This is a genomic window from Dermacoccus sp. CCH2-D9 (assembly GCF_001556795.1).
Taxonomy (GTDB): domain Bacteria; phylum Actinomycetota; class Actinomycetes; order Actinomycetales; family Dermatophilaceae; genus Dermacoccus; species Dermacoccus nishinomiyaensis.
In genome coordinates this window covers 1-12,772 of the sequence record NZ_LSJT01000104.1, presented here as the reverse complement: position 1 = coordinate 12,772, position 12,772 = coordinate 1, and the positions used below count along the sequence as shown (strand labels likewise).

Annotated in this window: 9 protein-coding genes and 2 tRNA genes; all 11 read left to right on the top strand. The window is 68.9% G+C overall.

The annotated features are described in order from the left end of the window. Positions 1 to 223: 223 nt before the first annotated feature. The 11 genes from AX669_RS09400 (at position 224) to ettA (ending at position 12,726) form a co-directional block, all read left to right on the top strand. Positions 224 to 1,816 (top strand): YihY/virulence factor BrkB family protein, encoded by a 1,593-nt coding sequence (locus AX669_RS09400; RefSeq protein ID WP_082740792.1) that lies wholly within the window; start codon positions 224 to 226, stop codon positions 1,814 to 1,816. Positions 1,817 to 1,915: 99 nt separating this feature from the next. Continuing rightward, on the top strand, positions 1,916 to 2,545 hold the full coding sequence (orn, locus tag AX669_RS09395) for an oligoribonuclease (protein ID WP_062258050.1): 630 nt from the start codon (positions 1,916 to 1,918) through the stop codon (positions 2,543 to 2,545). An 88-nt stretch (positions 2,546 to 2,633) separates the two neighbouring features. Next, positions 2,634 to 2,709: transfer RNA gene (locus AX669_RS09390), tRNA-His, on the top strand. 59 nt (positions 2,710 to 2,768) lie between these two features. After that, positions 2,769 to 2,842 (top strand) — tRNA-Arg (locus AX669_RS09385). Between the two features lie 275 nt (positions 2,843 to 3,117). After that, positions 3,118 to 3,987: an iron uptake transporter permease EfeU gene (gene efeU / locus AX669_RS09380; protein ID WP_062258054.1), complete on the top strand. Its 870-nt coding sequence runs from the start codon at positions 3,118 to 3,120 to the stop codon at positions 3,985 to 3,987. Beyond that, positions 3,984 to 5,162, top strand: a complete 1,179-nt coding sequence (gene efeO / locus AX669_RS09375) for an iron uptake system protein EfeO (RefSeq protein ID WP_062258049.1) — start codon at positions 3,984 to 3,986, stop codon at positions 5,160 to 5,162. The genes efeU and efeO overlap by 4 nt, the downstream gene beginning before the upstream one ends. 109 nt (positions 5,163 to 5,271) lie before the next feature. After that, the gene (gene efeB, locus AX669_RS09370; RefSeq protein WP_050786543.1) at positions 5,272 to 6,543 is read left to right on the top strand and encodes an iron uptake transporter deferrochelatase/peroxidase subunit; all 1,272 of its coding nucleotides are present in this window, start codon (positions 5,272 to 5,274) and stop codon (positions 6,541 to 6,543) included. Between the two features lie 186 nt (positions 6,544 to 6,729). After that, on the top strand, positions 6,730 to 8,445 hold the full coding sequence (locus AX669_RS09365) for a dynamin family protein (protein ID WP_062258047.1): 1,716 nt from the start codon (positions 6,730 to 6,732) through the stop codon (positions 8,443 to 8,445). Beyond that, positions 8,442 to 10,115 carry a GTPase family protein gene (locus tag AX669_RS09360; protein ID WP_062258046.1) on the top strand — a complete coding sequence of 558 codons (1,674 nt, stop codon included), beginning with the start codon at positions 8,442 to 8,444 and terminating at the stop codon, positions 10,113 to 10,115. Before AX669_RS09365 ends, AX669_RS09360 begins: the two co-directional genes overlap by 4 nt. A gap of 306 nt (positions 10,116 to 10,421) precedes the next feature. Then, positions 10,422 to 10,928, top strand: a complete 507-nt coding sequence (locus AX669_RS09355) for a single-stranded DNA-binding protein (RefSeq protein ID WP_062258044.1) — start codon at positions 10,422 to 10,424, stop codon at positions 10,926 to 10,928. Positions 10,929 to 11,043: 115 nt separating this feature from the next. Beyond that, complete coding sequence (gene ettA / locus AX669_RS09350) at positions 11,044 to 12,726, top strand: energy-dependent translational throttle protein EttA (RefSeq protein ID WP_006945958.1); 1,683 nt, start codon at positions 11,044 to 11,046, stop codon at positions 12,724 to 12,726. Positions 12,727 to 12,772: the final 46 nt, after the last annotated feature.

The window sequence follows — 12,772 nt, the reverse complement described above, 5'->3', positions numbered from 1 at the left end:
GAACCCGCTGATTAAGAGTCAGCTGCTCTGCCAATTGAGCTATTGGCGCAACGAGAAAGAACTATAGACGACAGCGGCACTTCGGGCCAACTTCGAGCCGCGCCTCGCGTGCGGCGCAACACGATACGCCTCCGACGCGCCCAGCGGGGGATGGGACGCGGCGCGATCGGGGCGATAGATTCGAGACAGAACAGTTCTGACCACAACACACCGGAGACGACTCATGACGAGCCTTCCTGAAGCCGGAGTGGAGCGCCCGTACGGCGATCCGCCGAAGCTCGACGCCAAACCCGACTACAAGGTCGCGTTCAAGCGCGCTGCGGCCAAGTTCTCGCAGGACCAGTGCACCGACTTGGCCGCGTCGCTCACCTACTACTCGGTGCAGGCGATGTTCCCCGCCATCATTGCGGCGGTCTCGACGATCGGGCTGTTCGGCAACGGGCAGAAGACGACGGACAGCGTCATCGAAGCCATCGCGGAGATCGTCGGCAAGAACAAGGACGACATCCCCGAGGGGTTCACGACCTTCATCAACAACCTGCAGGGCGGCGGCGCCGGCCTCGCCTTCATCCTCGGCATCCTGGTGTCGCTGTGGTCGGCGTCGGGCTACGTCAACGCGTTCTCGCGCATGAGCAACCGTATCTACGACGTGGCCGAGGGTCGCCCCGTCTTCAAGCTGCGGCCGTGGCTCTACTTCGTCACGATCGTGGCGTTCGTCCTCGCGATCCTCGCCGCGTTCTCGCTCGTCGTCTCGGGTGGCATCGCGGAGCAGATCTTCGACTCCGTCGGTCTCGGCACGCAGGCTGCGACGGTGTGGGACTGGGCGAAGGTGCCGTTCGTCATCGTCGTCGTCATCTTCATCATCTCGCTGCTGTTCTGGGGTACGCCGAACGTGAAGCGTCCCTTCAAGCAGGCGATGTTCAACCCGGGCGCCATCCTCGCGTTCGTGATCTGGGCGATCGGGACGATCGCCTTCGCCTGGTACGTGTCCAACATGGGCAACTACGGCAAGACGTACGGCCCGATGGCGACGCCGATCATCCTGCTGCTGTGGCTGTGGATCACGAACCTCGCCATGCTCTTCGGTGCGGAGTTCGACTCGGAGACGTTGCGCACGCGCCAGTTGAAGACCGGCTACCCGGCCGAAGAGCTCATCCTCCTGCCCGTGCGTGACGAGAAGGGCATCGACAAGAAGGCGGAGAAGTACGACGCTCTCGTCGAGCAGGCGCACACGCTGCGCCTGTCGTCCGGCGTGCCCGACGAGGCCGTCCGCACGATGCTGCCCGAGGCTCCCAAGGAGCGTTCCGACGAGCGCACGATGGCCGCTCAGGCCGGCTCGAGCGAGAAGCGTCCGACGCGTCCGCAGTCGAAGACGCAGGAAGCCGCTCCGGCGCTCGCCGCGGCCACGAAGGACGAGGCCCCCGACCTCGCGGAAGGCTCCGGCGCCTCACGCGCGGACGGCGTGACGCGTCGTCGCGCCACGGACGACGCCGCGGAGCGCGAGGCGGCGGAGATCGCCGAGGCGCGCGAGGTGCGTCGCCGTCGTGCGCTCGCCGAGAGCCGCCACAAGCGTGAGGAGCGGGAACGTCGTGACGCGCAGCGTCACAAGGTCGAGGCCGAGCAGAAGAAGGCGGAGGCCGAGCGCGCGAAGGAGCGCAAGAAGGCCGAGGCCGAGCGTCCGCTCGAGGAGAAGTGGGCCGAGGTCGAGAACGCACGCAACCGCTACGAGCACCCGAACACGCGCGAGTACCGCGCCGTGACGGCGGAGCGCGAGGAGCGCCGTCGCCGTTGGTTCTCGAACACCACGGCGAACTGAGCACCTGTTCAGCGCGATTCGCCGCCGTGACGTTGCCGCCCCACCCCGCCGAGCGCGGGGTGGGGCGGCATCGTCATGGCGGGGGCGAGGCTCGCTAGGATGTTCGCCGTGACTGACAACGACCGCGCCCACACCGACCGCATCGTCTGGATCGACTGCGAGATGACGGGCCTCGACCTGGAGAACGACGCCCTCATCGAGGTAGCCGCGCTCGTCACCGACTTCGAGCTGAACCAGCTGGGTGACGGCGTCGACGTCGTCATCAAGCCCGAGCCGGCAGCCCTCGAGCAGATGGGTGACTTTGTGCGCGACATGCACACCAGGTCCGGGCTGCTCGCCGAGCTCGACGAAGGGGTCAGCATGGAGGAAGCGCAGGCGCTCGTGCTCGAGTACGTCATGCAGCATGCGCCCGAGGCGGGGAAGGCGCCGCTCGGTGGCAACACGGTCTCGACCGACCGCGGCTTCCTCGAGCGCGACATGCCGCAGCTCGCGGGGCACCTGCACTACCGCACGATCGACGTGTCGTCGATCAAGGAACTTTCGCGGCGTTGGTACCCCCGCGCCTACTTCAACGCGCCCGCCAAGCACGGCGGCCACCGCGCCCTCGCCGACATCCGCGAGTCGATCGCGGAGCTGCGTTACTATCGCGAGGCTGTCTTCGTGCCCGCTCCCGGCCCGACGTCGAACGAGGCGCAGGTCATCGCCAAGCGCTACGAGGTTGGCCCCTGACGCCGGACGCGTCCCTGATTGGGCGCGGCGGCCCTGTTTCGGGTATATTCGTCCGCGCTGCCTGACACGGTGACGTGGACGGCGCATGGTGGGTATAGCTCAGCAGGTAGAGCACCTGGTTGTGGTCCAGGATGTCGCGGGTTCAAGTCCCGTTACTCACCCCAAGCAAGTGGCCCCCAGAGCGATCTGGGGGTTTTCTTGTTTACCCGCTCTCGGCGGGTGAGTCCCTGTAGCTCAGCTGGATAGAGCAAGAGCCTTCTAATCTCTAGGTCGCGAGTTCGAATCTCGCCGGGGGCACCGAAGCGGCTCGACCGCGGCGTGCGCTGCGCTGCCGTGCTAAGGCGACGCCATGTCGTCGCGCGCCGATGTCACGCCCATGTCTCGCTCATGACGCCCCTGCTCCGCGCGCTGAGCCGCCCGCCTCCGCCACATCGGGGTCGTGGGCCCCACATCACCTCCTCGCGACGCGAATCACGTCACATCACCATGCCCTCATGCACCCCGATGCACTCTCAGACTCCTCCATGCTTTAGGTTTGCCTTACCTAAACGTTTGGCTGTGAGGAGTGCGTGGTGTTCGGCAACTATCTGGTCGGGCTTCGAGAGGGGCTGGAGGCGTCGCTCGTCGTCGTCATCCTCGTGGCCTACCTGGTGAAGTCGGGTCGGCGCCACCTGCTCGGGCGCATCTGGCTCGGCGTCGCCGCCGCCATCGCGATCTCCCTCGCCTTCGGCGCCGCCCTCACGTACGGCCCCCGCGGCCTGACGTTCGAGGCCCAGGAGGCAATCGGTGGCACGCTGTCGATCGTCGCCGTCGGCTTCGTCACCTGGATGATCTTCTGGATGGCACGCTCCGCCCGCAGCCTGTCGGGCGATCTGAAGAGCCACGTCGACCGCGCCGCGGACGCCTCGCGCGCCTCCCTCGTCGTCGTGGCGATGCTCGCCGTCGGCCGTGAGGGCCTCGAGACGGCCCTGTTCCTGTGGGCAGCCACGCAGGCTGCGAGCTCGGGGGAGGGCTCGTCGAGCGCGCCGCTCATCGGCGCCGGGCTCGGCCTGCTGACGGCCGTCGTCATCGCCTGCCTCCTCTACCGCGGTGCGCTGTCGCTCAACCTGTCGAAGTTCTTCACCTGGACCGGCGGCTTCCTCATCTTCGTCGCGGCCGGCGTCCTCGCGTACGGCGTGCACGACCTGCAGGAGAGCGGTGTGCTGCCGGGCCTCAACTCCCTCGCGTTCGACGTCAGCGAACAGATCCCGCCGTCGTCGTGGATCGGCACGCTGCTCAAGGGCACGTTCAACTTCTCACCGGCGACGACGTGGTTCGAGCTCGCCGTCTGGGTTGCCTACATCGCGATCGTCCTGCCGATGTTCATCGTGCGCGTGCGCGCACCCCACCCCCCGAAGGCCTCGGGCTCCGCCGTGGCCACGAAGCAGAAGGCAACAGCATGATTCTCCCCACCCGCACCGCACGGGCATTCGCGTTCACCAGCATCGCCGGCTTGGCGCTCACCGGGTGCACGAGCAACTCGAAGGATTCCAAGGGCAACGGCAAGCTGACGGTCTCCTCCACGTCGAGCGAGTGCAAGGTCTCGGCCTCGGAGGCACCCTCGGGCACCCTGTCGTTCAGCGTCAAGAACGACGGCGACAAGGTCACCGAGTTCTACCTGCTCGGTTCGGACCGCCTCCGCATCGTCGGCGAGGTCGAGAACATCGCACCGGGCCTGACGCGTGAACTCGTCGTCAAGGCCGCGCCGGGCACGTACTACACGGCCTGCAAGCCGGGCATGGTCGGCAAGGGCATCCAGTCGAAGTTCACCGTCACCGACTCCGGCGCCGACCTCACACCGACGGGGGCCGACAAGGCGCTCGTCGACGAGGCCGACAAGCAGTACCAGGCCTACGTCAAGGATCAGGCGACGCAGCTGAGCGCGCAGACGACGACGTTCGTCAACCTCTACAAGAGCGGCAAGGACGCCGAGGCGCGCGCCCTCTACGCGAAGGCGCGCCTGCACTGGGAGCGCGTCGAGCCCGTCGCCGAGTCGTTCGGCGACCTCGACCCCAAGATGGACCTGCGCGAGGCCGACCTCGAGAAGGGCCAGGAGTGGACCGGCTGGCACCGCATCGAGAAGGATCTGTGGCCGCCGAAGTCGGGCTACACCGAGATGAGCAAGACCGAGCGCAACAAGATCGCCGACCAGCTCCTCAGCGATACCAAGACGTTCGAGACGCGCACCAAGACGACGACGTTCACCGCCGACAAGATCGCCAACGGCGCGAAGTCCCTCATGGACGAGGTCGCCACGGGCAAGGTCACCGGCGAGGAGGAGATCTGGTCGCACACCGACCTCTACGACTTCCAGGGCAACGTCGACGGCGCACGCATCGCGTGGGAGAACCTGCGTCCGCTGCTCAAGAAGAAGGACGCGAAGCTCGACACGTCGATCGCGACGAAGTTCGCGGCGCTGCAGAAGTTGCTCGACAAGCACCGCGTCTCCGGTTCCGGAGACGACGCCGTCTTCAAGAGCTACGACAAGCTGTCGAAGGCCGAGGTCAAGGAACTCTCCGACGCGGTCAACGCGCTCAGCGAACCGCTGTCGAAGCTGACGGCGACCGTCACGTCCTGACACCGGCGTCGAAGCGCCCTACCCTGGGTGGGGCGCTTCGACGGTGGTCGTCACGACGATCGCAGCGACCGGATCCGCGTCAGAGCGGATCGACACGACGTGCAGAAGGATGGGTGAAGTGACGCAGCTGTCGCGCCGCGGGATGTTCGGTGTCGCAGGAGGCGGCGCAGCCGCAGGGCTGGCCGGATTCGCCGGGGGGTGGGGTGCCTCTCAGGCTTCCGCGAACCCGGCTCCCGACGCCTCGGCGCGCACCTACCCGTTCTTCGGCGCCCACCAGAGCGGCATCGTCACCCCGGCACAGGACCGGCTCTACTTCGCCGCGTTCGACGTCACCGCGAGCACCCGAGACGACCTCGAGACGCTCCTACGTGCCTGGAGTTCCGCCGCCGAACGCATGATGCGCGGGCTGCCGGCGTCGGACGAGGTGACGTCCTACGACGCCCCCCCGGCCGACACGGGTGAGGCCGACGGGCTCGGCGCGGCCGGCCTGACGATCACGTTCGGCTTCGGCCCCACCTTGTTCCGCACGAGCGACGGCAAGGATCGTTTCGGCCTGGCGAAGAAGCAGCCGAAGGAACTGCGCGAGCTGCCGCACTTCCCGGCCGACAAGCTCGACCCGCATCGAAGCGGCGGTGACCTCTGCGTCCAGGCCTGCGCCGACGACCCGCAGATCGCCGTCCACGCCATCCGCAACCTCACCCGCATCGCCTTCGGCCTCGCCGCGCTGCGCTGGGCGCAGCTCGGCTTCGGTCGCACCAGCTCGACGTCGACGGCGCAGGCGACGCCGCGCAACCTGTTCGGGTTCAAGGACGGCACGGCCAACATCAAGGCCGAGTCGCAGGACGTCGTCGACGAGCACGTGTGGGTCTCGAAGGGCGACGACGCCGCAGCCGACTGGATGGCCGGCGGCTCGTATCTCGTGGCGCGCCGCATCACGATGCACCTCGAGACGTGGGATCGCACGAGCCTGCGCGAGCAAGAGACCCTCATCGGCCGCGACCGCGCCGAAGGAGCGCCGCTGTCGGGCGGCAAGGAGTTCGACGAACCACGCTTCGACGTCACCGGCCGCGAGAACAAGCCCCTCATCGCCAAGAACTCGCACGTCTTCCTCGCCCACCCGAAGAACAACAAGGGCGTCCAGATGCTGCGGCGCGGCTACAACTTCACCGACGGCAACGATGCGCTCGGTCGCCTCGACGCGGGGCTGTTCTTCCTCGCGTACGTGCGCCGCCCGTCGACGCAGTACATCCCGATGCAGATGCGCATGTCCCGCGAGGATGCCCTCATGGAATACCTGCAGCACACCGGATCCGGGCTGTTCGCCATTCCGCCGGGCGCGCGCGACGGTTCCTACGTCGGGCAGACGCTGCTCGAGGGCTGACGGCGCGGCGGCGCTCGAAGCGCTACGACGCTCAAAGGCGACGACGCTCGGAGGTAGCAGCGCGCGGGATGGCGACGTGGTCGGCAGGGCATCAGGCGTTGATGCCACAGCGCCGTCATGGCATCCGGGAACGGTCGATGCGCCGAGCGAGTTGAGCCGCACGCGCGCACCGGCAAGACTGACAGGGTGAACGAACCCTTCAACGCCGCCCGGCTGCACGCAGCAGTCGGTGAGCTGCGCGCCGCCGTCGCGGCCAACGTCCTCCCGTTCGAGACGGCTGACGCGGCGGTCGCTCGGCGCTCGCAGCACGAGCTCGTCGCGCAACTCGACGACTACGTCATGCCCCGCCTCGAATCGCTCGACGCGCCGCTGCTCGCCGTCATCGGTGGATCGACGGGTGCGGGCAAGTCGACGCTCGTCAACTCGATCGTGCGCGAGCAGGTGACGCGCTCGGGTGTCCTGCGCCCGACGACGCGCGCGTCGGTTCTCATCCACCACCCGAGCGACACGCACTGGTTCATCGACGAGCGGGTGCTGCCCGGCCTGTCACGCCTGACCGGCAGTGCGACGCAGGGTGACGACCCGTCGTCGCTGCGGCTCGTCGCGTCGGCGTCCGTGCCGCGCGGGCTGGCGCTGCTCGACGCGCCCGACATCGACTCCGTCGTCTCCGCGAACCGCGACCTGGCCCGACAGCTGCTGTCGGCCGCCGACCTGTGGCTGTTCGTCACGACCGCGGTGCGCTACGCCGACGCGGTGCCGTGGGAGATGCTCGAGCAGGCCACGGAGCGCGGGACGTCCGTCGCTGTCGTCCTCGACCGGGTGCCGCGCGAGGCGATCGACGAGGTGCAGGCCGACCTCGCGCGCATGCTCGCCGCGCAGGGGCTGGGCCGTGCGCCGGTGTTCGCGGTCGCCGAATCGCCGCTCGACGACAACGGCATGCTGCCGCAGGCCGAAGTCGCGCGCATCACCGAGTGGCTCAACTCGCTCGCGAGCGACGCGATGTCGCGGCAGGCCGTCATCCGCCGCACCCTCGACGGCGCCCTCGACTCGCTGGCGCCGCGGGCACGGGCGAGCGTCGCGGCGGCGCGGGCCCAGGAGGATGCCCACGCCCGGCTGAGCGACGTGGCCCACGAGGCCTATCGCGAGCACCTGCAGGAGGTGGCCGAAGGTCTTGAGGACGGCACGCTGCTGCGTGGCGAGGTGCTCGCGCGGTGGCAGGAGTTCGTCGGTACGGGTGAGCTGTTCAAGCAGTTCGAGGCCGGCGTCAGCCGCCTGCGCGACCGCGTCTCCGCTCTGTTCACCGCGCGGACGGAGAAGGCCGCACCCGCGAAGGATCTGGGGGAGGCGCTGCAGTCCGGGGTGGCGCAGCTCGTCACCTCACACGCTGAATCGGCAGCCCTCGACGCCGGCCGCGGCTGGCGCCTCGACGACGCGGGCAAACCGCTCGTGACGCGTCACCCCGAGCTGACCTCAGCCAGTCCGCAGGTGGCCGACCACATCGAGCGGCTCGTGCGCGACTGGCAGGGCGACGTGCTCGAGCTCGTTCGCTCCGAAGCCGGTGAGAAGCGCTCGACGGCGCGTTTCCTCGCGTTCGGCGTCAACGGCATCGCCGTGCTGCTCATGATCGTGACGTTCGCCTCGACAGGCGGCCTGACGGGCGCTGAGGTCGGCATCTCCGCCGGCTCGTCCGTGCTCGCGCAGCGCCTGCTCGAGGCGATCTTCGGCGACCAGGCCGTTCGCTCGCTCGCCAAGGCGGCCCGCGGTCTGCTCATCGAGCGCGTCGAGGCGCTCTTCGCCGCCGAGGAACGTCGCTACGACGCTGCGCTCGGTGAGGTGGCTTTGCCGAAGCAGGCGGCGGCTCGCATCGAGACGGCGCTCACCCATGTCGAGGAGGCGCGATGAGCTGGAAGCCGTTCGGACGCGAGCGGCGCGAACGCGCCGAGGTCGTCGCCCCCGTTGCGCGCGAGGAGGTCGACGGCCGCGCCGCCGCGCTGCAACGCGCGCTGACGCTCGGTGGGCCCGCCTTGCCCGCGGACGATGTCGCCGTCGCCCGCAAGCTGCTGGCGCGCGTCGCCGAGCGCTCACGGATCGGCGGTGACCACACCGTCGTCGCGCTCGCCGGGGCGACCGGCTCCGGCAAGTCGAGCCTGTTCAACGCGCTCGTCGGCGAGCCCGTCTCGCGGGTCGGCGCGCGCCGCCCGACGACGTCACGGGCCGCCGCGGCGATCTGGGGTGAGAGCGTTCCGAGCGAGTTGCTCGACTGGCTCGACGTGCCCTCACGCCATCAGGTGCACGCCGCGATGCCACGTCATGCCGAGCTCGACGGGCTCGTCCTGCTCGACCTTCCCGACTTCGACTCCCGTGTGCGTGAGCACCGTGCGGAGGCCGATCGCGTGCTCGAGCTGTGCGATCTGTTCGTGTGGGTCACCGACCCGCAGAAGTACGCCGACGCGGTGCTGCACGAGCAGTACGTCCGTCAGCTCGCGGTCGCGAAGGCGACGTCGATCGTCGTGCTCAACCAGGCCGATCGGTTGACGCCGGAGGGGGCCGACAGCTGCCTCGCCGACCTGAGTCGCCTCCTCGTCGAGGACGGGCTGACGGACGCGCTCGTGCTGCCCACCTCGACGGTCGTCGACGGCGGTGTGACGACCCTCGTCGACGCTCTCGCGGACGTCGTGCAGGCCAAGAATGCCGCCGATCGGCGTCTCGCGGGCGATCTGCGGCATCAGGCCCAGCGGCTCAGCTCGCACGTCGGAGCGGTGCGCGAGCATCGCACGAGTGGGACGAACGCCGAGCTCGTCTCCGCCCTCGCGCAGTCGGCCGGTGTGGGGGTGGTGCTCGACGCCGTCGAGCGCGACTACCGCACAGAGGCGGCACGGCGCACCGGATGGCCGTTCACGCGCTGGTCGCAGAAGCTCAAGGCGCGGCCGCTCGCGCGGCTCGGGCTCGACAAGCAGGTGTCCGACGGCATGAGCCGCGGTGATCGGCGCGTCGTGCTCGGCAAGTCGTCGCTGCCTCCCGCGACGCCGGCCGCGCGCGCTGCGGTCGACCTCGCGACGAGGCGTCTCGGGGAGAAGGCTGCGGACGGCCTGCCGGACCCCTGGGCAGACGAGGTGCGCAGCGCCGCGACGGGGCGTGACGGCGCCATGGCCGACGCGCTCGACCAGGCCGTGCTGCGCACGCCGTTGCGCGGACGCTTCCCGGGTTGGTGGGCCGCGGCGTCGGCGCTGCAGTGGGCCTTCGCCGGTGTCGCGCTGGCCGGGGCCGCGTGGTTGATCGTGCTCGCGTTGCTCGGCACGATGCAGATCCACGTGGGCGTCCCGACGATGGCGGGTGATTGGCTGCCCATCCCGCTCGTCATGCTCGCCGGCGGGTTGCTCGCGGGGTTGTTGCTCACGGTCCTCACGCGGACCCTCGCTCGGACGGGAGCCCGACGCGCACGTCAGGATGCGCAGGAGCGCCTCGACGAGGCCATCGCGCAGGTGGCGTCGGAGCGCATCATCGCGCCCGTCGAGGCGGTCGTGAGGCGCCACGACGACACGGCACGGGCGCTCGCGGAGGCGTCTGCCTGAGCCGCGGGCGATGGTTGCGGTGCTGGTGGGTGGGGGCTCTGCGGACGGTACGGCCGTGGGTCAGGCGCGGGGGTGACGTGGTTCGGCTCCGGGCTGGGGATGGTGACGCTGCGTCGCGGCCGTCCCCAGGCGAGCCGTGCCAGCTGTGAATCTGCCCTCCCAGGCAGCGCTCGGGAGGGCCTATCCACAGCATCGGTGACGGTGGGACGCGCGGGGCGGACGAACCTGCCTAGCGTCGGGATCACGACCGGCCGAGGTGGCCGGCGCGACGCCTGACGCGGCCGCGGCCGCAGTGGAGGAACCACCATGAACGAGGTAGCGATCGACATCAGCGGCACCGTCGTCACCGACCCGGTGCTGCGCCAGACGAAGACAGGGGATGCGTTCCTCACGTTCCGGATGGCGGTCAACGAACGCCGCTGGAACGCGCAGGAGAACACGTGGAGCGACGGTGCGTCGCAGTTCTTCAGCGTGACGGCGTTCCGCACGCTCGCGGGCAACGCTTATCACTCGCTCGCGAAGGGTCAGCACGTCATGGTCTCGGGTCGGCTGCGGCTCAGTCAGTACGTCGCGCAGGACGGCTCGCAGCGCATGAGCGTGCAGATCGACGCGCACGACATCGGCGCCTCCCACAAGTTCGGGCAGACGTCGTTCAGGAAGTGCTCCGACCCCGTCATCCCGAGCTCCGACCGCCTCGCCGACGACATCGTCACGGAGGTGACGCGCACGGTGGAGAACGAGCAGTTCGGCCGCAGCGAACCCGCGTCCGACGAGGAAGCCACCGAGGGGCGCCGCGCGCTCGTCGACGCCTGAGACGGCGAGGCCGGCCGGACGGTGAGCACGTCACCGCCCGGCCGGGCGGACGTCGGGCCCCGCACGCGCCGCGGAAAGTCGCGTCGAACGGCTTGCAACCGATAGCCTCGGGCGCATGGCTGAGTTCATCTACACCATGACCAAGGCGCGCAAGGCCGTTGGCGACAAGGTGATCCTCGACGACGTGTCGATGTCGTTCTACCCCGGCGCCAAGATCGGCGTCGTCGGCCCCAACGGCGCCGGCAAGTCCACCATCCTCAAGATCATGGCGGGGCTCGACCAGCCCAGCAACGGCGAGGCACGCCTGTCCCCGGGCTACAGCGTCGGCATCCTGCTGCAGGAGCCGCCGCTCAACGAGGAGAAGGACGTGCGCGGCAACGTCGAGGAAGGCCTCGGCCAGATCAAGGTCGACCTCGACCGGTTCAACGAGATCTCCGCCGAGATGGGCGAACCCGACGCCGACTTCGACGCCCTCATGGAGGAGATGGGCAAGCTCCAGGAGAAGATCGACGCGGCTGACGCGTGGGACATCGACTCCCAGCTCGAGCAGGCCATGGACGCCCTGCGCTGCCCGCCCGGTGACGCCGACGTCTCCGTCCTCTCCGGTGGTGAGAAGCGCCGCGTCGCGTTGTGCAAGCTGCTGCTGCAGAAGCCCGACCTTCTCCTGCTCGACGAGCCCACCAACCACCTCGACGCCGAATCCGTCCTCTGGCTCGAACAGCACCTTGCGAGCTACCCGGGCGCCGTCCTCGCCGTCACCCACGACAGGTACTTCCTCGACAACATCGCCGGCTGGATCTGCGAGGTCGACCGCGGTCGTCTCTACCCGTACGAGGGCAACTACTCGACGTACCTCGAGAAGAAGCAGGAGCGCCTCACCGTCCAGGGCAAGAAGGACGCGAAGCTCGCCAAGCGCCTCAAGGAAGAACTCGAGTGGGTCCGCTCCAACGCGAAGGCCCGCCAGACGAAGTCGAAGGCACGCCTCGCGCGTTACGAGGAGATGGCCGCCGAAGCCGAGCGCACCCGCAAGCTCGACTTCGAGGAGATCCAGATCCCGCCGGGCCCGCGCCTCGGCGCGCAGGTCATCGAGGTCAACGACCTGAAGAAGGGCTTCGGCGACCGCGTCCTCATCGACGGGCTGTCGTTCACGCTGCCGCGCAACGGCATCGTCGGCGTCATCGGCCCCAACGGCGTCGGCAAGACGACCCTGTTCAAGACGATCGTCGGCTTCGAAGAGCCAGACGCCGGCACCGTGAAGATCGGTGAGACGGTCAACATCAGCTACGTCGACCAGAACCGCGCCGGCATCGACCCCGAATCGACTCTGTTCGAGGTCGTCTCCGAAGGAAACGACCACATCCAGGTCGGCCAGGTCGAGATCCCCGCACGCGCCTACGTCTCGCAGTTCGGGTTCAAGGGCCCCGACCAGCAGAAGAAGGCCGGCGTCCTGTCCGGCGGTGAACGCAACCGCCTCAACCTCGCCCTCACCCTGAAGCAGGGCGGCAACCTGCTGCTGCTCGACGAACCGACCAACGACCTCGACGTCGAAACCCTCGGATCCCTCGAGAACGCGCTGCTCAGCTTCCCCGGCTGCGCTGTCGTCATCAGCCACGACCGCTGGTTCCTCGACCGCGTCGCGACGCACATCCTCGCCTACGAAGGCACCGACGAGAACCCCGCCGCGTGGTACTGGTTCGAAGGAAACTTCGACGCCTACGAGAAGAACAAGATCGAACGCCTCGGCGCCGAAGCAGCACGCCCCCACCGCGTCACACACCGCCGGCTCACCCGCGACTGAGGATCAAGCGCGCGAAGGTAGGACCGCAGCGAAGCGAGGATCCTGC